This window comes from Sulfophobococcus zilligii (genome assembly GCF_055398255.1).
In genome coordinates this window covers 243,779-263,149 of the sequence record NZ_AP042406.1, presented here as the reverse complement: position 1 = coordinate 263,149, position 19,371 = coordinate 243,779, and the positions used below count along the sequence as shown (strand labels likewise).

At 39.5% G+C, this 19,371-nt stretch carries 21 protein-coding genes; 9 read left to right on the top strand and 12 right to left on the bottom strand.

From position 1 onward, the window contains the following. Nucleotides 1-4 precede the first annotated feature (4 nt). Both ACZ5YP_RS01335 and ACZ5YP_RS01330 read left to right on the top strand, forming a co-directional pair. The gene (locus ACZ5YP_RS01335) at nucleotides 5-433 is read left to right on the top strand and encodes a GTPase (RefSeq protein WP_464835455.1); all 429 of its coding nucleotides are present in this window, start codon (nucleotides 5-7) and stop codon (nucleotides 431-433) included. After that, complete coding sequence (locus ACZ5YP_RS01330) at nucleotides 417-1,166, top strand: TGS domain-containing protein (protein WP_464835454.1); 750 nt, start codon at nucleotides 417-419, stop codon at nucleotides 1,164-1,166. Before ACZ5YP_RS01335 ends, ACZ5YP_RS01330 begins: the two co-directional genes overlap by 17 nt. Here ACZ5YP_RS01330 and ACZ5YP_RS01325 read toward each other — a convergent pair. Next, nucleotides 1,163-1,489: a hypothetical protein gene (locus tag ACZ5YP_RS01325; RefSeq protein WP_464835453.1), complete on the bottom strand. Its 327-nt coding sequence runs from the start codon at nucleotides 1,487-1,489 to the stop codon at nucleotides 1,163-1,165. The two genes, ACZ5YP_RS01330 and ACZ5YP_RS01325, sit on opposite strands and share 4 nt — an antisense overlap. 104 nt (nucleotides 1,490-1,593) lie before the next feature. Here ACZ5YP_RS01325 and ACZ5YP_RS01320 point away from each other — a divergent pair, with 104 nt between their 5' ends. The 3 genes from ACZ5YP_RS01320 to ACZ5YP_RS01310 are packed head-to-tail and all read left to right on the top strand — an operon-like array spanning nucleotide 1,594 to nucleotide 3,723. Continuing rightward, a complete protein-coding gene (locus ACZ5YP_RS01320; protein ID WP_464835452.1) occupies nucleotides 1,594-1,971 on the top strand; it encodes a hypothetical protein in 378 nt (125 codons plus the stop codon). Then, the gene (gene glmM / locus ACZ5YP_RS01315; RefSeq protein WP_464835451.1) at nucleotides 1,961-3,328 is read left to right on the top strand and encodes a phosphoglucosamine mutase; all 1,368 of its coding nucleotides are present in this window, start codon (nucleotides 1,961-1,963) and stop codon (nucleotides 3,326-3,328) included. The genes ACZ5YP_RS01320 and glmM overlap by 11 nt, the downstream gene beginning before the upstream one ends. After that, nucleotides 3,325-3,723 carry a Trm112 family protein gene (locus tag ACZ5YP_RS01310; RefSeq protein ID WP_464835450.1) on the top strand — a complete coding sequence of 133 codons (399 nt, stop codon included), beginning with the start codon at nucleotides 3,325-3,327 and terminating at the stop codon, nucleotides 3,721-3,723. Before glmM ends, ACZ5YP_RS01310 begins: the two co-directional genes overlap by 4 nt. Before the next feature lie 6 nt (nucleotides 3,724-3,729). Here the strand turns inward: ACZ5YP_RS01310 and ACZ5YP_RS01305 are convergent, their stop codons facing one another. The 10 genes from ACZ5YP_RS01305 to ACZ5YP_RS01260 form a co-directional block, all read right to left on the bottom strand. Continuing rightward, the gene (locus ACZ5YP_RS01305; RefSeq protein ID WP_464835449.1) at nucleotides 3,730-4,491 is read right to left on the bottom strand and encodes a molybdopterin-guanine dinucleotide biosynthesis protein MobB; all 762 of its coding nucleotides are present in this window, start codon (nucleotides 4,489-4,491) and stop codon (nucleotides 3,730-3,732) included. A gap of 18 nt (nucleotides 4,492-4,509) precedes the next feature. Beyond that, nucleotides 4,510-5,229, bottom strand: a complete 720-nt coding sequence (locus ACZ5YP_RS01300) for a hypothetical protein (protein WP_464835448.1) — start codon at nucleotides 5,227-5,229, stop codon at nucleotides 4,510-4,512. Continuing rightward, on the bottom strand, nucleotides 5,230-6,537 hold the full coding sequence (locus ACZ5YP_RS01295) for an ATP-binding cassette domain-containing protein (RefSeq protein ID WP_464835447.1): 1,308 nt from the start codon (nucleotides 6,535-6,537) through the stop codon (nucleotides 5,230-5,232). It abuts the gene before it with no gap. A gap of 54 nt (nucleotides 6,538-6,591) precedes the next feature. Then, nucleotides 6,592-7,212 (bottom strand): ECF transporter S component, encoded by a 621-nt coding sequence (locus ACZ5YP_RS01290; protein WP_464835446.1) that lies wholly within the window; start codon nucleotides 7,210-7,212, stop codon nucleotides 6,592-6,594. Between the two features lie 186 nt (nucleotides 7,213-7,398). Continuing rightward, a complete protein-coding gene (locus ACZ5YP_RS01285; protein WP_464835445.1) occupies nucleotides 7,399-8,367 on the bottom strand; it encodes an ABC transporter ATP-binding protein in 969 nt (322 codons plus the stop codon). Then, complete coding sequence (locus ACZ5YP_RS01280; protein ID WP_464835444.1) at nucleotides 8,360-9,385, bottom strand: ABC transporter ATP-binding protein; 1,026 nt, start codon at nucleotides 9,383-9,385, stop codon at nucleotides 8,360-8,362. Before ACZ5YP_RS01280 ends, ACZ5YP_RS01285 begins: the two co-directional genes overlap by 8 nt. Nucleotides 9,386-9,394: 9 nt before the next feature. Beyond that, on the bottom strand, nucleotides 9,395-10,495 hold the full coding sequence (locus ACZ5YP_RS01275) for an ABC transporter permease (RefSeq protein ID WP_464835443.1): 1,101 nt from the start codon (nucleotides 10,493-10,495) through the stop codon (nucleotides 9,395-9,397). A gap of 11 nt (nucleotides 10,496-10,506) precedes the next feature. Further along, nucleotides 10,507-11,565, bottom strand: coding sequence for an ABC transporter permease (locus tag ACZ5YP_RS01270; RefSeq protein WP_464835442.1), 1,059 nt, complete (start codon nucleotides 11,563-11,565; stop codon nucleotides 10,507-10,509). A 67-nt stretch (nucleotides 11,566-11,632) separates the two neighbouring features. Next, a complete protein-coding gene (locus ACZ5YP_RS01265) occupies nucleotides 11,633-13,786 on the bottom strand; it encodes an ABC transporter substrate-binding protein (protein ID WP_464835441.1) in 2,154 nt (717 codons plus the stop codon). Between the two features lie 69 nt (nucleotides 13,787-13,855). Further along, complete coding sequence (locus ACZ5YP_RS01260) at nucleotides 13,856-14,335, bottom strand: NUDIX hydrolase (RefSeq protein ID WP_464835440.1); 480 nt, start codon at nucleotides 14,333-14,335, stop codon at nucleotides 13,856-13,858. A gap of 83 nt (nucleotides 14,336-14,418) precedes the next feature. Here ACZ5YP_RS01260 and ACZ5YP_RS01255 point away from each other — a divergent pair, with 83 nt between their 5' ends. Beyond that, nucleotides 14,419-15,141, top strand: coding sequence for a flavodoxin family protein (locus ACZ5YP_RS01255; protein ID WP_464835439.1), 723 nt, complete (start codon nucleotides 14,419-14,421; stop codon nucleotides 15,139-15,141). Here the strand turns inward: ACZ5YP_RS01255 and ACZ5YP_RS01250 are convergent. Beyond that, the gene (locus ACZ5YP_RS01250; protein ID WP_464835438.1) at nucleotides 15,128-15,835 is read right to left on the bottom strand and encodes a DUF357 domain-containing protein; all 708 of its coding nucleotides are present in this window, start codon (nucleotides 15,833-15,835) and stop codon (nucleotides 15,128-15,130) included. The two genes, ACZ5YP_RS01255 and ACZ5YP_RS01250, sit on opposite strands and share 14 nt — an antisense overlap. A 126-nt stretch (nucleotides 15,836-15,961) precedes the next feature. Between ACZ5YP_RS01250 and ACZ5YP_RS01245 the strand changes: the two genes are divergently transcribed. From ACZ5YP_RS01245 to metG, 3 genes are read left to right on the top strand one after another with little or no spacing between them, the layout of a single operon-like run. Further along, nucleotides 15,962-16,294, top strand: a complete 333-nt coding sequence (locus ACZ5YP_RS01245) for a hypothetical protein (RefSeq protein WP_464835437.1) — start codon at nucleotides 15,962-15,964, stop codon at nucleotides 16,292-16,294. A 32-nt stretch (nucleotides 16,295-16,326) separates the two neighbouring features. Then, the gene (locus tag ACZ5YP_RS01240) at nucleotides 16,327-17,808 is read left to right on the top strand and encodes a B12-binding domain-containing radical SAM protein (protein ID WP_464835930.1); all 1,482 of its coding nucleotides are present in this window, start codon (nucleotides 16,327-16,329) and stop codon (nucleotides 17,806-17,808) included. 44 nt (nucleotides 17,809-17,852) lie between these two features. Further along, nucleotides 17,853-19,358 (top strand): methionine--tRNA ligase, encoded by a 1,506-nt coding sequence (gene metG, locus ACZ5YP_RS01235; protein WP_464835435.1) that lies wholly within the window; start codon nucleotides 17,853-17,855, stop codon nucleotides 19,356-19,358. The last annotated feature ends 13 nt before the right edge of the window (nucleotides 19,359-19,371 follow it).

Sequence of the window (19,371 nt, the reverse complement as noted above, 5' to 3'; positions counted from 1 at the left end):
GAATATGCCAACTAATCTACCAGCTGAGGCTAAAGCCAAGTGGATCAAGGTGATGGAGGCTAAAACTCCAGAAGAGAAGATTAGAGCACTAGAAGAGTTTCTATCAGCAGTACCTAAACACAAGGGTACTGAGAGACTACGAGAATGGGCTACGAAGAGACTAGCTGAACTCCGCGAGGAAATAGAAGAGAAGAGAAAAAAGAAGGTTGGTTCACGTATATCGTTTTTTGTAGAGAAAGAAGGAGATGTACAAGTAGTTGTAGCGGGGCCTCCAAACACGGGTAAAAGTCTACTAGTAAACAAGTTAACCGGGGCCAAGACGGTTATTGCAGACTATCCGTTTTCAACCACCTATCCTGTTCCAGGAATGCTTAAATACAATGATGTATACTTCCAACTAATAGATACACCACCACTTGTTTCTGGCGGCTGACTTTAGAAAAGTAGTTGGATTAATGAGAAATGCTGATGGAATAATAATTGTATTAGATGCAACAAGAGACTTCCTTGGTGAATTGCGCGAGCTGGTTGAAACACTAAAACAAGAAGGCGTATTACTCGTTAAACCCGGAGGAAGAGTTGTTATCGATGTTTATAGAACTGGAAAATCAGGTATTCGCGTGACTTTAATGGGTAAGATCACTGATGGAACAATAGATGATGTGAGAAAACTACTAGAAAGCTACAGGATTTTCAATGCACACGTAAAAATATATGGAGAGGTCTCAATAGACGACGTAGAACAATCATTATTCGAGGCAACAGTATACAAGCCAACAATAATATTTATAAACAAAGCAGACTTGGCTAAACCAAACCCGTCTACTATTGAAGAAGTAAAGAAACTACTACCCGGTGTTAGAGTATTGGTGGGTTCAGCTCTAACCGGCGAGGGATTGGGAGATATAGCACCACAATTATACGATGTCTTAGAGATTATAAGGATTTATACAAAAGCCCCGAACGCTCCTCCAGCAGAGAGACCGCTTGTACTAAGGAGAAATGCGACAGTGAGAGATGTTGCTAGAAGCATCCACAGTGAATTGTTAGAAAACTTCCTCTATGCGAGGGTGTGGGGGTCTTCAGTGAAGTATCCTGGTGAAAAAGTAGGTTTAGACCATGTATTAGCTGATGGAGACATCGTGGAAATACATGCTAAAGGCTAGCATTCAACTCTCTTAACAGGAGCTATTCTGAAGAGCTCTACGAGGGGTTTAAGTACATTGTATTTGTCACAAATGTATACTATGTCGGGTGTTGAAATCTTATAGATTTTCAAAGAGAGTTCTTCGGGTCTACGACCAGAGAAAACAATAATTCTATCTGGTTCTAACCGCGAAAAGATGTTTTCACGGGCAAGTAGCTCAGCAGACTTCTGGTCTGTTACCAGCCATGCACTCCGATATTTATTTACTAGTTCTCTAATCCAGTTTAAATCATCTGTTTTCTTTACTGATGCAATAATAAGTACTCTCTCCACGCTCTCCAAGTTATTCCCCGCTATAGGTGTATTAGACATATTAACCTATTACTTTTAATTTATTCCTAAATAATACATAAGTGGGAAGGCTTACTGCTAGCGGTGGTTTATACTTGAGTAAACAATTAGAACTAGCAGAGTATTTGAAGTCTCTTGGCTATAAAGTAGAAGTATTGAATAATACTGTGAGAGTACTACACGATGTTCTACCATTATACCTAGAACTAGAATTCAAAGATAGATTTGTCTATATCTCTATTAAACACACAGATGACTTTAGAGACTACCTTGAAGAAATGCGGGATATGGGAGAAGACATTGAGGAACAAGTAGAAACAGCTATGAGCTATCTAAGTATTGCTGCATTAAAAGCAAGACAGTGGATAGAAGATAAAGAGCTTGTACCAGTATTTAAACTCCGTGAAGGTAGCATAGAGATAAGTGAAACACTCGAAGAACTAGTAGAAGAGGAGGAGGAGAGTGAAGAATAGACTGTTTGGAACTGATGGAGTGAGAGGAGTAATAGGCTCAGAGTTAAACCCGTTATTTGTATCTAAACTAGCAGTAGCTATAGGAACTTTTTTCAGTGAGGGAGCACGAGTACTAGTAGGTGCAGACTACCGTCCAGGCAACGAGGCACTAAAGAGAATAGTAGAGGGCAGTCTTGCATACACCGGATTGAAAGTATATGATGCTGGTTTTCTACCAACACCGGCACTACAATACGTAGTTAAAACACAGGGTTTTGATGGAGGAGTAATGATTACAGCTAGTCATAATCCACCAGAGTATAGTGGTGTAAAAGTTATTGGGCCAACAGGGATTGAAGTAGATAGAGACGAAGAAAGAATTATAGAAGAAATCTTCTGGTCGGAGAAATATAGGTTTGTAAACTGGAAAAACGCCCCGGATAGAATAGAGAGGTTTCCAGATGCAATAGACATATATGTAAACGGCGTAGTGGAAAAAGTCGATGTTGCTAAAATAGCGAGTAGAAACTTCAAGGTACTAGTAGACCCAGCAAACAACGTTGGAGCTCTAACTACTCCTAAACTACTAAAGAAACTAGGTGTTAAGCCAATTGTTGTAAATGGAAATCTGGATTCACACCCAGCTAGACTACCAGAGCCAATACCAGAAAACCTTGTAGATACAGCTAAACTAGTTAAACTATATGGATGCGACATTGGAGTAGCACACGACGGCGACGCTGATAGAGCAATGATTATAGATGACGAGGGCCGGGTTCAATGGGGCGATAGAACAGCGCCGCTTCTAGCTAGACACCTAGTAGTAAATAGAGGCGAGCATGGTAAAGTATACACAGGGGTTTCATCGAGCACTATAATTGAAGACTTGTTGAGACCACTAGGCGTTGAAGTAGTATGGTTGAAAGTAGGAAGTGTTGACATTGCACACGCAATGAGAAGGGGTGGCGACGCTCTATGTGGATTCGAGGAAAACGGTGGATTTATGTATCCAAAACACCAGTTTGTTAGAGATGGTGCAATGACAACAGCGTTATTCTTAGAACTGCTCGCGGTTGAAAACAAAAAAGCATCTGAGTTATTCAATGAACTACCCAGACTACACGTATTGAAAACAAAATATAAAATGCCAAGGGAAACAGCATTGAAAATAATTGAACTAGTAAAAGAAGAGTTCAAAGGAGAAAGAATGATTACAATAGATGGTGTTAAAGTCATTAATCCAGACTACTGGGTTCTAGTTAGACCAAGTGGTACAGAACCACTACTTAGAGTAATGATTGAGGCTAAATCAGAAGAACTAGCAAAACAAATACTAGAGAGGGTAGAGAAATATATTCGTGGAGTGATGAATCTATGATGCGGTATTGGGGATTAGACGTATTAAAGTGTGTTAACTGCAAGTCGTTTCCACTAGAACTACACCCAATAGAACAGGAAAAACAAGAAATAGATACTAGTGGCATTGAAAAACCATTCTGTAAAGTCTACTGTGGATATTTAAAAGAAAATATTCAACCAGGCAAGGAATATCCATGTGATGAATGCATACGTATAGGAATAAAAACAGGTGTATTATACTGCCCTAATTGTAAACACTGGTATCCAATTAAAAATGGAATAGCAGTAATACTAGTAGACAATAAGAGAAAGCTAAACAAAGACTTGGAGTTCTTGAAAACATATAGAGATAGAATACCAGAATACATCTTGAAAGAAGGACAACCCGTAAACCTCGAGTCTGCTTCAAAATAGTTTTCTCTATTCGAGTGAAACTTCGATTTTTATCTTTTTCGGGGCCTCAGGCACTCCCTTTAATGAACGCGTAATTCCAACAACAATATTTCTAACAATGTTTTTTACAAATGGATTTAATGGTATTTCTCTTCCATCAACACTAATTTCTACGTTTGATACAATTGGACACCAATAACTCTCACCTCTTACATATTTATTTATCAACTGGTTACACGTTGAATACCCACACATTTCACAGTTCAATCTAGGTATCTGACTATAGAAGTATTCAATCATCTTCTTTTCTACGAGGTCTGCAAGCAGTTCTTCTTCGCCGCTTCTATAGAGGGGTATTTGTACATCTATTGGTTTAACTACATCATTCATTGTATATACTGCTATCGGATTTACTACTACTCCGAGTAGTTTTCTCAATTCTTCTTCGCTTCTCACTACTAGAATACTGTCGCCTATACTACTAGTTTTAAATCCTTCTACGAGCACCAGGGGTGTCGATGTGTGTTTTAATGCTTCTTCAAGTGTATCTTCGTGGTTTCTATTGTATACAACTACAACACCCTTTGTAGATAGAACAACCTGTAGAGCATTGACATCAAGGTATTTCTTGCTGTCTTTGTCTTCGAGGGTTATGCCTTCAGCACAGTGTTTAATTACTCCTATTTTATACCCTCTCTGAATGAGAATTGATACTAGCTTGCTTCCAAGATGGGTTTTTCCAGCTCCGGAACCGAGGGATACAATTCTGAGAACGTAGGGTTTAGGCATATTGTACACCTCTCTATACTAAATAATACAGTATTGTATAAGTGCTAGTATTAGTGAAGCCAATAATAGTACTAGCGTTGGATAGTAAGACCTCTCCATGGGAATGTATTGAGCGGCAGGGGTTCTTATCTTCCAATAACAGTATTCATCTATAAACCATCCAACCTCGATCATCCCTGCTACAGCGGGCGGTATTCGTTTAGCTATATTTTCTTTTTTCAACGTGCTAATCATGAGTGACTCGAGAAAGTTTTTCACTCCTAGAGGGATTGTTCTAGCTAGAAGTAGTGGTAATACAGCGTATTTTCTTGCTTTGAGAAGGTATAATGTGTTAAATACTTCAATAGGAGATATAATTATAACTGTGAAAATAATACTTACTCCTATTCCAATAGTTCTCCCAGTAATCAATAATATATTGATTAACGGCATTTGGTATAGTCCAAGTAGAGAGAGTATATAGGCTGATACACCCATAGCAAATCCTACGATACCAGTGAGTGAGATAACTGCTATAATCCACTCTATTCCGGGATATATTACTCCAAGAGGTAGGATAATCCATGGTAGTATATAGGTCTTTGAAGGATATCTTGTTATAAGTAGCCATACAGACCATAAAAACACTATTTTTGCAAGTAAGTGGGCTTTTCTAAAACCAGTGTCTTCCGTGAGAAAGAATGACTTGTATACTATACTTACAAACCAGCTTACAAATCTTGATATTGACAGCTTCATCTATGACACCTTGTGCAACTCGATTTTTCTAGTGTTTTCATTTGATACAGAGAGAATTCTTGGATCATGAGTAGCTATTACAACAGATTTTCCTTCATCAACGAGTAATTGGAGAGCACTTACTACTTTACTAGCACTCTCACTATCTAATCCACCAGTTGGCTCGTCAATAAAGTACCCGTCGTATCCAGCTAGATAGGCTGACGCTATAGCTGTTCTACGCCTCTCACCACTACTTAGTCTTGCAAGAGGTCTATCGAGGATTTCTTTTAAACCAAATATTTCAGCTACTTCTAATACTTTGTTTTCATCTCCTCTAGCTGACGCTAAGAGCTCTTCTCGTGGAGTAGGCATTGTAAAGTATAGTAGTGGGTTTTCAGGAATATATGTAAATAGACCACGCCTCTCGACGACTCCTTTAGATGGATTTAAAAGTCCAGCTCCAAGTTTTAAAATTGTTGTCTTACCTGCTCCATTAGGTCCTGTTATAATTGTAATTACGTGTTTTTCAAATTCAGTTGTAAACCCCTTCAATACATAGTCTCCGCCAGGATATTTAAACCACACGTTTTTAAAAGACACTATTGTTTCACCTTCTCTTCCCTTCTTCAAAGAGGGGAGTTTGTGAACTGGTATAACACTATCTCTCCAATCGCCAAAGTATTTTACACGTCCACCTTCAAGAACTAGTAGATGTGATACTAGTGGTTTCCATTCTAGTGGGTCGTGGTCGACGAGTACGACTGCTACGCCCTTGTTTAAAGCTAGGCGGACATAGTGTTTAACTACTCTACGTGCTTCTTCATCTAGGTAGACAAGGGGTTCATCCATTACTAATACTTTTGTACCTAGTAGTATTGATTCAAGCCAGAGTAATCTCTGTGCTTCACCAGCACTTAGAGTATACGTTAATCTATCTATTAGTTTAGTAAAGCTGAGTGGAGCAAAGTCTTCGCTTGTACATATTCTCCCAGCTAGTGATAGCGAATAACATATTTCTGCACGTATACTATGTCCTATTATAGCATACCATGGCTCTTGTGGAATATATGAAATAACCCTGTATACTTCACTGGGGTTGAGACTAGAGATTTCTCTACCACCAATAGTGATACGTCCTTCTATATATCCACCTGAAGCTTCAATTGTTCCAGTTATAGCTCTTATAAGCGTTGTTTTACCACTACCAGATGGACCAGTTATTAAAAGTAGATCTCCCTCACCAATTCTAAACGATATGTTTTTTAATTCAAAGCCATCGCGATATCCACATCGTTTAATGTCTACATCTAAAACAATTCTATTCAATACTCTAGCACCGTATTAATAACCCATTTTAAAAATACTATGTAGTTAAATTTCTTATTTAATATATCCAGCTCTACGTAGCCATGAAACAACTGGTATAGCTATTGAAATACCAACTATTACTTGGCCGATGTTAACAGGGATTTCAAGTACAGCGGCTGCTGGCTCTCTACCAGTTAGTGGGTTACTAATGAAGTATTCGTATAGATAGTATCCTAGAACCATTAATGCTCCTCCAATAGCTAATCCATATACTTCACCCGATGAAACATAGCTTTTTGTAAGAGCAATAATTACTAGACTAGCAAGTGCAATACCCAGTGCAATCCATACCGCTAGAGCAACCTCTACATATGGTGATGGAAGCTCAATTACAAAGCTGGTACCGGGAATCATTAGTGTTGAAGGCCCCAAGTAGACGCCGCCGAGAGTTGCATATACGGAAACTAGTATAATGCTGTAAACACCACCTGTTATCAGGGCTTTTACTGCTCCATGTATAGATTTAAGTTTTCTCACAAAGAACCCGGCTACAAACCCCTCAATAAACTTTATAACTAGTGTTCCAGGAGCAAATATGGCATATCCAGTTGTTAAATCAGCTAGAGCAGCTCCTACACCACCCGCGATACCAGCTACTAGTGGAGAAGTAGTTAAAGCTGCTACATATATCATTGATTCGCCTAGATTAAAATATCCTCCTGTTGGCGGCTGATATATTGGGAGGGCGGTTGTCAGCCGCGTAAACTAGTACTGTAAACACTACTATTTCTATAACTCTATGTGTACGAGTAGACATATTCGTACACCACCTAGAATATATAAATATTCAAAGGGGAGATAAAAACCAGTATAAAAACACTACTTTGAAGCATACAGCCAACAAGCAACAAAACGATCTTTTTCGACCTCTATGAGTGGTGGTTCTTCTCTCCTACACTTATCCATTGCAAAGGGGCATCTCGGGTGGAATCTACAGCCAGGCGGTGGGTTAATTGGTGATGGTGGCTCGCCTTTAATAAGGATTTTCTCTCTCGACCTCGCTATTTTTGGATCAGGTATTGGAACAGCCGCTAATAGAAACTTTGTATATGGGTGTAACGGGTTTTCAAATAATGGATCTGAAGGGCCAAGTTCAACGATTTTACCCAGGTACATGACGGCCATTCTATTACTCATGTATTTTACGACACTAATATCATGTGAGATAAACATGTATGTCAATGAGAATTTTCGTTGTAGATCTTTGAGTAATTCCAGTATTTGTGCTTGAACTGAGACGTCTAGTGCTGAAGTTGGTTCGTCTAGTACAATGAATTTAGGTCTGGTAATAATAGCTCTTAAAATAGCTACCCTTTGTTTTTGACCACCAGACAATTCATGTGGATATCTATATAGGTGTTCTCTACCTAAACCTACAAGCTCCATTTGTTTAGCTAAGAATTCTTCTTCGTCACCAACATCGATTTTATAGAATCTTATTGGTTCGAGTAGTATGCTTGCAATAGTCATTTTAGGGTTTAGGCTTGTATGTGGGTCTTGAAATACCATTTGAGCGTTTCTCCAGTATTCTTTTAACTCTCTTCCTTTAGCTTTGGTGATATCTTTTCCTTCAAAGAATATTTTACCTGAAGTTGGCTCAATGAGTTTTAAAACGAGTCTACCAAGGGTTGTCTTGCCACACCCACTCTCTCCGACAAATCCAAGTGTTTCACCTCTCTTAATGTAGAAGTTTACTCCGTCTACTGCTCTAACCTTCTTGGTGAGAGAGCCTCTTACTCTAAAGTGTTTTTTGAGGTCTTTTACCTCGAGTAGAATATTTTCACTCAATTATCTCACCCCCTTTCACTAGAAGCCAACAAGTAGCTTTATGACCCGGTTCTACTTCTATGAGTGGTGGTTCTTCTCTCCTACACTTATCCATGGCGTATGGACATCTATCGGTAAATCTACAGCCAGGTGGTGGATTTATGAGAGATGGTATTACGCCGGGAATAGATTCTAATTTCTCTATTTTCTTTGTTGGGTCTGGTACTGCCCTCAATAAGAGTTTTGTATATGGGTGTTGTGGATTGTAGAATATTTGCTCTGTTTTTCCTTCTTCTACTATTTTACCAGCATACATTACGTATACTCTATCAGCTACTTCTGCTACTATTCCAAGGTTGTGGGTTATTAGTATCATACCCATTTTGTATTGTTCTTGAAGTTTCTCCAATAGATCTAGGATTTGTGCTTGAACAGTTACATCGAGGTTTGTTGTTGGTTCGTCGGCTATTAAGAGTCTTGGATTATTTGATAAACTAATTGCTATTACACTTCTTTGTCTCATTCCACCAGACATTTCATGAGGGTAGTTTTTAACTCTGACCTCGGGACTCGGTATTAATACTTGACGTAGCAGTTCAATCCCTCTTCTAAGAGTTTCTTTTTTAGGTATTTTGCCCACATGGGCTTCAATGGTTTCATGTATGTGGAATCCTATAGTGTATAAGGGATCTAATGCCGATGTAGGGTCTTGGAATATATATGCTATTTCATTTCCTCTAATTTGCCGTAGTGTTTCAAAGTCTACTTTGAGTAAGTCGACTACTTCTCCGTTTCGTCTTCTAAAGAGTACACGGCCTTCTTCTATTCTTCCTGGTGATTCAATTAATCTCGTTAATGCTCTCGTAGTTACTGATTTACCACATCCTGTTTCTCCTACTAGTGCTACTGTCTCGCCTTCTTTTACATAGAATGAAACCTTGGAGACAGCGTGTACTACGCCGCTGTAAGTATAGAATTTTACAACTAAGTCTTCTACTTTTAGAACCACGCCTTCTGGAAGCTCGAGTTTACCCTCCATGATCCCACCCTACTTCTTCTTTTCCTTTTCCATTCTATACTCGATTGCACGCCTTGTTCTAGGGTCTAGGATATCTCTTAATGCATCGCCCAATAGATTCCACCCTAATGCCATAACTAAGAGGATTATACCGAGGAATGCAACAACATGGCTGCTTCTTTCTGGGAAGTAGTAGCCAGCTTTTGAAATCAAGAATCCTAGTTCGGGAACTGGTTCTTGTGGTCCTAGTCCTAGGAAGGATAGTGAGGCAGCGAATAACGTGGCAGTTGCTATATCAAATGTCATCATAACTAGTACTGGTGAGATAACGTTGGGTAGAACGTGTCTAAACAGTATACTCCATGTTGATAGACCTGATAGTTTGGCTGCTTCGATAAATGGCATCTCTCTAATTGATAAAACGCTTCCACGTACTATTCTAGCATAGCCGGGCCACCACACGAGAACCATTGCTAGCCAAATCGAGAGTAGTGCTGCTATTTGTGCATACTCGGCTTCTCTGAGACCAAATAACCCGGCAAAGAATGCTCTTAGTATACTGTTTGATTCTAGTGCTCCTCTTATTCTCTGGGGTAGTACAGAGGCAAATGCTATTGCTAATACAAGTCCTGGGAATGCAAGAAATATATCTGTAATCCTCATTATAGCCTCGTCTACAACGCCGCCTTTATAGCCGGCTATTAACCCGAGTATTATACCGAGTGGTGCGCCGAGTACTACTACCACTATTGATATTACAAATGATATTCTTATTCCATATAGAGACATTGCAATTATATCCCGACCCCATTCATCTGTACCCAGGAGTGGAGAACCGGTACAAGATGGGGGTAGACACGGGGGCATATATCGATAGCTCTCGTTAATTATTATTTTATACTCCCAATAAGGCTCCCACGATATCATAGGTCCGATGACAGCTAGTATAAATGTTACAAATACTATTAGTCCACCTAGTACTCCTATTGGTGACCTACTATATGCATATGCCATTAACTCCCATTCACGTATTCTAGACGAGTTCTTTTGGATCCAGCCAGGAGATATCTTCTCTCTCAGACCTGCATATTTCCATATGATTTTTTTAAGAAGGATGTATATGAAGTCCATTCTCTCACCCCTCAATACCTGATCCTTGGATCTATAATTGCATACAATATGTCAACTACTAGGTTTATAGTTACATAGACTAATGCTACGAGAAACGTACATGCTATTATTACGGGGAAGTTTAATCGTAGAATCGCTTCATACATGTATCTACCTATACCTGGAATATTGAATACTGTTTCAGCTATAATTGCACCAGACAATAATCCGCCAAAGTTTAAACCTAGAACAGTTACAACTGGCACCATGGCGTTTTTAAGAGCGTGTTTCCAAACACTCAACTTACGTAAACCCCTCGCTTTAGCATAAGTTATGAATTCAGCACTTAAAGCGTCGAGAAGACTGTTTCTAACTATTCTCGCTATAAATCCACCATTTAGTAATCCAAGCGCGAGGCCGGGCAGGTATAGCCTCTTAAATGTCTCGCCTACAACGTCGAATTCTCCACACATTATACCGGCAAACATAGGGACTTTTCCAAGAGCCGCGCCAATATGTCCAAGAACCGGTATGCTCTCTGGCCATGAAGCAATAGATACCCTGCATGTAAGTGAGGGTTCTGGTATACCTGCTAGATAAGTCGTTCTAAACTGTGTAAATAACAATAGTATTAAGAAGTAGTAGAGGACGAATGATGGTAGTGAGCTTCCAACGAGAGCCATTATTCTAACAGCGAAGTCTATCGGGGTGTCTTTATATATTGCTGCAAGTAGTCCCAGTGGTATTCCAATAGCTACTAGGAATAAAAAGCCTACAATAGCTACTTCTACTGTAACACCAAATCTATTTGAGATCTCGTCAAACACATTCCTATGTCTAATAGGGTCTTCTAACTGCCCTGTTAGTAATTGTTGTACGAGAAACGCGAATTGCTCGTACCATGGAGCATTAAACTTATACTTGGCTTTTATCTGCTCGAGGGTTTGAGGATTCATTAATTTCTCGCCGACCCAAGCTCTCACGGGGTCTGTTGGTATAGCATAAGCAATTAGATAAGTTATCAATAATACTCCTATCAAAGTAGGAATGAAGGTCAATATTCTCCTAGCAATGAATGTTCCCAAGCCCACTTTTCATACACCTTTTCAATGATTATGTAGGGGAGGAGTTAATAAAAATATTAGGAAGATAGAGAAGCTATGGTTTATACCCGTATAACTGCTCCCAAAGTGTTGCATTCCAATAGTATGGATTGATCTTTAATATGATATATGCGTCTTCCTTGTAGTCGGCTACATAGTATGGACCGGTGGATACTGGGTAGTCTTTGAGTTTCTTGTATGTTTCATCTTCTTCTCCTTCTATAACGTATTTAGCCCATGCAGATGGGTTCTTACCGTAGTTTGAATCAACTAGTGCAGCTTCGTATTTCTCGCCGAGTGCATATTCCATTGGTATAACGCTAGCTACTCCAGTGGTTAATATGTGGAGTATTGGTGGATATGGGAATTTGAGTTTTAGTTTTACTACGCCGGCCGTTGGTCCATTGTAGTTAAATACTCCTAGTAGTTCTTGGAGTGATCTAACCTCTTTGGACTCGCCGTGGTATACAGCAATTAATCCATTTGATAGTATTTGCTGGAATTCTTCTTCTCTTAATACTTGTGAAGCATTGACGTCAATAAAGCTATCTATCATCCATTGTGGTCCACCTGGTAGGTTTACTCTTACTGCTCTCCACAAGCTGAATAATACATCTGTAGCGTCTATTGGATAGGTCTTGTTGTTCCATGGGTCATATGCTACTACTCCTCCACGTATCACTAGGTATAATTCATCACCGCTTGGTGTAAAGGCCCAAGCAACTGCTAGTTCTGGTTCTGGCTCTGTGTTTTCATAGTAGTAGGTTATGGGCTTGGAGTATATTTGATCAAAGATTTCCCATCCAAAGCTTTCATAGCTCTTAGCTGGGTCGAATGTGTCGGGCCAGCCAATAGTGGCTATTACCATCGTCTTTGGATCGTTTCTTATACCCTTTACACCAGTATCTGCTACTGGCGCATCTGGGTGTTCGTAGACTAAGTCGTATCTCGCAAACTTTGTAAGTGGATAATACATGTTGAGTACCCAGCTACCATACTCTCTACCTGTTACTGCTTGTCCAAGCATTATCATTGGAGCTTCGTTATTGAAGACTATTACAGCGGCGTTGATAATGGCCTCTCTTATCTTGGGGTCTAGAACTCTCTGTGATAGCTTGCAGAGAGCGCTTACTGGTATGTCTTTCCATCCAGGTGATCCAATAGTAACCTGTGCAATCGGGTTCTCCCAGTTCTTCTTTGTTGCTTCTTCATCTAATACATATCCAACAACGAGTAGTGGTTTATGGCTTGGACCAGTATATGTTGCACCAGTGCCCTTTGGACCAATTACAACAATGTAGTTGGGTGTTTCAACAACTCTTTCTACTTTGGATAAGTAGTTGCCAACGTTTCCTGGTTGCACGTTCTCCCAGTATGCTAGCTCGGTGAACTCGGCTCCACCCCAGACAAATGGCATTAAGTAGTTGTCTGGGTCTAAGTAGTCTGGAATCCAGCCTAGTAGTGCAACGTCGAAGTTGAAGTGGTCTACTTTGTCTAGGTATTCGGGCCAGTTCAGCGGCTGTGTTAGAACTTTGAAGCCTAGTCTTGCCCACTCGTTTTGAATTAGTGCAGCTATTTGTGCTCTTGCAGTGTTTCCAATGTTGTAGTATATTGTTATAGTGTATTTTGACGGATCAAACCCTCTCTCCTCTTTTAACTTGTTAATTATTTCTTGTGCTTTTGTTCTATTGTACTCGTATTTTACAATGCCGAACTCGGTATAACCAAACACGCCTTTTGGTACAATAGTATATAGTCTTGTGTATAGACCTCCAAATACTTGTGATATAATTGTATCGTATGGTACAGCCCAGGCAAGTGCTTGTCTAACTTCTGGTATATTGAATGGTTCTCTCATAGTATTCAATATTATGTGTTGGATTGTCAGTCTTGGCTTTGAAGGGTCTGGTTCTAAGACCAGGTAGAAGTTTCCAACAGGGGTTCCATTTAGGTCTTTCCACCTAGCTGGAGTTATAGCTGCGATATCTGCTACTCCAGCTTTAAACAACTGGATTCTCGTCAATTCCTCGTTGGAAATAATATACAACACTGTTTCATGGAGGTATTTCTTGGATGGTGTGGGAGAGGTCTGGGTTGGAGTAGTTTCTGTTGGTGCAGGAGGTCTCAAAAAGACTACTCCGGCAATGACTGCTATAATTACAACTAGAACTCCTATTATGGCTATAGTACGAGTTGTAATTGCTTTCACACAGTTCACCCACTTATAAGTAGAAAGGGGTGTGGTTAATAAATATGTATAGTTATTATCTCTAGACTATCACTCTACAACAATGTTTTCAGTATTAGTTATTGGTATATAGGTTAATCCATATACTTGGATTCTATCTATGAGTAGTTTAACAGTTCTCGATACCTCGGGGTTTTCTCTTAAATCTCGTATTTTAAACCATGATGCTTCAACGGCGTCACTACCTGGTTTTAAATCTCCTTTTATTGTATTTGAATCAAATAATACGTCGATTATTACATAGTGGTATTTTACTCTGCCTTCACGGTCTTTTACAATGTTGTTTAATACCCAGATAATACCTATTGGCTCAGCTTCCAATCCTGTTTCTTCTAGTAGTTCTCGTTTCGCGGCTTCTATTAAGCTCTCACCAGCTTCAACAACTCCCCCGGGTATAGACCACTTGCCCTTACCTGGTGAATAGCCGCGTTTAACGAGTAGTATTTCATCGCCGCGTATTAAAACAGCTCCTACTGCTGTAATAGCGTATTTTGGATAAGTTCTCTCCATGTTAAATCCCTGGTTGGCGACACAATATATAAGCATGTTTCAATTAGATTAAAATCTCTAGGGTTTGCTTAGAGGTGTAATGTATGACTTGGAAGCCACGTGTATTAATAATACATGGTTCGCCGAGAAAATATGGTTCATCAATACAACTAGCTAAAATAGCCGAGAAGGGAGTATTAGATGCTGGTGGTGAAGTAGAAACTATTTTTCTATACGACTACAATATAAAGCCGTGTATAGGCTGTGTTTCAGACGATGTTAAATACTGTAGATTTCCATGTATAATAAGAGACGATGACTTCAATAAAATAGGAGAGAAAATACTACAAGCAGATGGATTAATAATTGCTACACCAGTATACTGGTATGCACCAAGCGGCGTATTAAAGAACTTTATTGATAGACTAACAAGCTTTGAAAACATGATATTCCACGGGCAGAGGAGCCTATTAGAGGGTAAAGTAGCAGGATTTATAGCAACAGGAGCAGATAGCGGTGTAATGATGACTATTTCCTATCTCGCAATAGTATTAAACAGTATGGGTGTAATTATAGCTCCATGGAGTATGGCATACACACACGAAGAAGACGCTGTCAGCGATGAAGGAGCAGTAAGAGACGCATATAACGTTGGATACCTAGTAGTAGAGACAATAAAAGCACTAAAAACATATGGTAAACACATTGGCTACAAACCAGAAGTTGACATAGAAAAACTCGCAGCTCTAGCAAAGAACTATGCAAATAACAATAATGGGAGTAAAGAGGAGAGAATTAAACTACTAGAAGAACTCAATCGTGGTTAATACACAATTGTTTTTTCAATTCACTATATACACTAGTAGAACTCCACAAACCTTCCCTCTTTTCATACTTTAATATCTTGACATTAACTAGTCCTCTCTTCTCTAAGAGCTCTTTGAGTTCACTTGGTTCTATCCATTGATCAGGGCCTAGTAGAATAATATCTGGTTTTAAATCAATAATGGGTTTGAGAAAGTCTTCTTCATCTCCGAGAGACGCCGAAGAAACATACTTTACACTTCTCACGACTTCCAATCTATCGTTTTCACTTAGAACTGGTTTTCTACCCTTGAATTTCTCGAAGTTTCTATCTCTAGATACTACTACGTGTACCCTACCAAGCTCCCAAGCCCGCTTCAATAGTGCAAGGTGGCCTGGGTGGAGGAATTCAAAGCTACCAGCTACTAAAACTAGTGGTCGTTTCAATGCTTCGCTTAGAGGCTTCCAATCAGCTGTTTTAATATGACCTTGGTGTCTTAGCGCGTCTAGTAATCCCTCTGCATATGCAATACACGATAAACTAGTAATGTAGTCTCCTTTCTCCAAGTAGTATTTTGCATCATTGAGGTAGTCTCTTGCAAGTGAAACAATAAAAGAGGCTTCTCTACTCAACTCTCCCTCTTTAACGCTATTTAGAAACTGTTCTACATTGTATATGTAAGCACTTATTCTATCTTTCAAGTCGATGTGCACCACTTCAACCCCCGTTTAAACAAGTATAGTATGATTCAAGGAAAATTAAGTCTTAAGGTTTAACCTTATTAACCAGGACCTGTGTCTATAGACATATCGGATAAGCCTTGTTTTCGAGTGTGGGTTATAATGCAGACGGGATTTAAAGACCCTGGAACAGTTGTTCTCATCATAGGCAACCCAGATGATAAATGCCTAGAGAGATTAACTACACTCTACAGGGTTTATGGCCCACGTGGATTAAAACTCATAGTAATCTCTAATTCTGGTGTTTCTAGAGTATTAGAGTCTATGCGTAGCTTCCTCCAGAAAAACACGTCGTTTACTATTGAATTATACGTAGTAAACCCGGGTGATGCAACGAGATCCGGCGTCGACAAATATACAGATGTAGTTACATGTGATCAAGAGCTCTTAGAAGCCCTACCAAGCAATTTGAAATCCAAGGTGGTTGCACAGTGAAATACGAGGTTATAATAACAAGCGATAGAACAATGATGAGTAATCATCATGGCAAGGAGTTCCTTGGCTTTATCGCCACGGGGCCACCCATAGCGATGAGTGAAAGGTTTTGGCTTTATCTAGCAGCCCCGAAACCAAAAGTAGACGATTTGGGTAGACCGGTTGAAGCACCCTATGGATTGAGGAAAATAGAAGCTGTATTAGTTAATGCTGGATTCAATCCTGCAATAATAGATCCAGACCACCTCGATAAACATGTTGATTCAGCGAAGATCGTTATGATTGGACACCACGACTACTTTGCATATGGTCCTCCAAGTAGTGAGTGGTGGAGTCTAACTGGACTAGAACCAATTAATAGAAGGAGTTTTATTAGGTTAATGGAGAGCCCTGCTATAAGGCGTGCGAAGAAGAATGGTGCAAAGATCATAGTGGGTGGTCCAGCCGCGTGGCAGTGGCTATATGAAACAGAATTCGTAGAGAAGTGGGGTGTAGACACTATAGTTGAAGGAGAGGGTGAGCGGGTAGTTGTAAAACTAGTTGAAAAAGCACTACGTGGAGAACCACTACCGAGATATGTATATGTAGGAGTAGACAACGCTCCCGGAGTTAATGAAATACCAGTAATCAAGGGGGCTAGTGTTAATGGATTAGTAGAGATTATGAGGGGTTGTCCAAGAGGCTGTAAATTCTGTAGTGTAACACTAAGACCGCTTAGATTTATACCACTCGAAAAAATACTAGCAGAAGTCGAGGTAAACCTGAGAGCAGGAGTAAAAAGCACTATACTGCACAGTGAAGACGTATTACTCTACTATGCCGACGGTGTAAAACCGCGTCCAGACCCCTTGATTAAACTCCACAAAGAAGTCTTGGAGAGAATAGGGCCTGATGGAAGCTTTGCATGGTCGCATGCAAGTCTAGCGGCAATAAAATACGCGGAGGAAAACTACAGACTCATATCTAAGTTAATGCATGAATACATATTGAGTGAACACAGGAAGTTTATTGGTGTCGAAGTAGGTATTGAAACAGGTAGTCCAAATCTAGCACGAAAAATAATGGTAGCGAAATCAGCACCATATCCACCAGAAGAATGGCCGAGTATTGTTGAAGACGCTTTTAGAATAATGCATGAAAACAAAATTATACCAGCTGCAACAGTAATTCTCGGAATACCCGAAGAAACACCAGATGATGTTGTTAAAACCATTGAGTTAATAGATAGATTAAAACCCTATAGAAGCATTATTGTTCCAATGTTCTTTGTACCAATGGGCGTATTAAAGAACAATAACAAGTGGTTTTTGAGAGATCAATTAAAACCAGAGCATATTGAAGCAATGAAGAAAATGTATGAACACACTATTTACTGGGCTGAGGACATAATGAAGGTATACATGGACTCACCGCTCTACCTCCCAGTGAAAGCCCTGTTAAAATACTTCTTGTGGTATGTTAAATACAAAGTAAACAAATACATGGTTAAACTCGAAGAAATAGTTAAAAAGTAGTAGTAGATAAACCCTAAATATTGAGTATTGATTGGTGTATAGCATTGGATGTATTTTACATTACAACACCAATATATTACCCCAATGCACCTCCACACATTGGACACGCTTACACCACAGTATTCGCTGATGTACTAGCCAGGTACAAGAAGCTACTTGGCTACAAGACGTTCTTTCTAACTGGAAACGATGAACACGGGTTGAAAATACAGAAAGTAGCTGAGAAACAAGGAAAGAAGCCAAAAGAATTCGTTGATGAAATGGCCGAGGTATTTAAATCCTATTGGAGAAGCCTCGACGTTGAATACGACCATTTTATTAGAACTACTGATGACTACCACGAGAAGGCTGTGAAAGAAGCTTTTAACTACATCTACAAGAAGGGATTGATCTATAAAGCAAAGTATTCTGGATGGTATTGTGTCGACTGTGAGAAATACTATACACCGGGTGAATACATAGAAGTAGATGGAAAACCATACTGTCCACTCCACAATAAACCACTCGAATTCATGGAAGAGGAGACATACTACTTCAAACTAAGCGAGTTTAAAGACTACCTATTAGACGTGTTGAGAAACAAAGACATTGTTTACCCTAGAAGCTATGCCGAGGAAGTAATTGCTAAAATAGAGAAAGAGGGATTACGCGACCTGTCAATAGCAAGACCCGTTGAAAGAGTGTGGTGGGGTATACCAGTACCATTCGACGAGAAATACGTTATATACGTTTGGTTTGATGCACTACTAAACTACATTAGCGCGATTGGTTACAGTGTAGACAACGAGAGATTCAAGTCGTATTGGAGCAATGTCCACCACGTGATAGGTAAAGATATATTGTGGTTCCATACAGCAGTGTGGTTTTCAATACTTAAAGCCCTCGATATTGAACCGCCGAGAAAGCTCTTAGTACACTCATATCTCACTGTAAAAGGGGCAAAAATGAGTAAGAGTGTTGGAAACATAGTGTCAATAGAGGAGTTGCTTGAAAGATATGGTTCACCCGACGCTGTTAGATATGTATTAATGAGAATTTTCAATATGGATAAAGACAGCGAGTTTAACTATGAATTAATAGACAGTATCTATAATAGTGAACTAGCTGATACATATGGAAATCTAGTTAGAAGAGTTGGTGTATTAGCCCTCAAAAAACTACATGGTAAGGTCTACAGGAGGAGTCTTGATTCAAAGTTGAAAGAAGAGTTAAACGAGAAATTAAATGCTTATATAGAAGCAATGGAGTCTTTTGACGTAGCACGCGGTGCCTCTATCGCTATGGATGTAGCGAGAATAGGTAATCAATACCTAAACGAAACAAAACCATGGGAGAAAAGCGATCCAAGCCGTGAACTATACACCACTATAGAAATAATAAAACTAGCAACTACAATGCTAGCTCCATTCACTCCTAGAACAGCGAAAACAATATCTAGTGTATTCGGGTTTACTATTGACAATCCACGTAAATACTCGTTTGAAGCAGTAGAGAGATTCAATGTAACAGATGCACCAATACTATACAAGAAAATAACACCCAAGAAGTAAATTTTTCAGGAGA

Excerpts from the sequence above, each read along its gene's own strand:
- ACZ5YP_RS01335 (WP_464835455.1), top strand. The coding sequence starts at position 5 with ATGCCAACTAATCTACCAGCTGAGGCTAAAGCCAAGTGGATCAAGGTG.
- ACZ5YP_RS01310 (WP_464835450.1), top strand. The coding sequence starts at position 3,325 with ATGATGCGGTATTGGGGATTAGACGTATTAAAGTGTGTTAACTGCAAG.
- ACZ5YP_RS01305 (WP_464835449.1), bottom strand. The coding sequence starts at position 4,491 with ATGCCTAAACCCTACGTTCTCAGAATTGTATCCCTCGGTTCCGGAGCT.
- ACZ5YP_RS01300 (WP_464835448.1), bottom strand. The coding sequence starts at position 5,229 with ATGAAGCTGTCAATATCAAGATTTGTAAGCTGGTTTGTAAGTATAGTA.
- ACZ5YP_RS01290 (WP_464835446.1), bottom strand. The coding sequence starts at position 7,212 with ATGATATATGTAGCAGCTTTAACTACTTCTCCACTAGTAGCTGGTATC.
- ACZ5YP_RS01280 (WP_464835444.1), bottom strand. The coding sequence starts at position 9,385 with ATGGAGGGTAAACTCGAGCTTCCAGAAGGCGTGGTTCTAAAAGTAGAA.
- ACZ5YP_RS01275 (WP_464835443.1), bottom strand. The coding sequence starts at position 10,495 with ATGGACTTCATATACATCCTTCTTAAAAAAATCATATGGAAATATGCA.
- ACZ5YP_RS01260 (WP_464835440.1), bottom strand. The coding sequence starts at position 14,335 with ATGGAGAGAACTTATCCAAAATACGCTATTACAGCAGTAGGAGCTGTT.
- ACZ5YP_RS01255 (WP_464835439.1), top strand. The coding sequence starts at position 14,419 with ATGACTTGGAAGCCACGTGTATTAATAATACATGGTTCGCCGAGAAAA.
- ACZ5YP_RS01245 (WP_464835437.1), top strand. The coding sequence starts at position 15,962 with ATGCAGACGGGATTTAAAGACCCTGGAACAGTTGTTCTCATCATAGGC.
- ACZ5YP_RS01240 (WP_464835930.1), top strand. The coding sequence starts at position 16,327 with ATGATGAGTAATCATCATGGCAAGGAGTTCCTTGGCTTTATCGCCACG.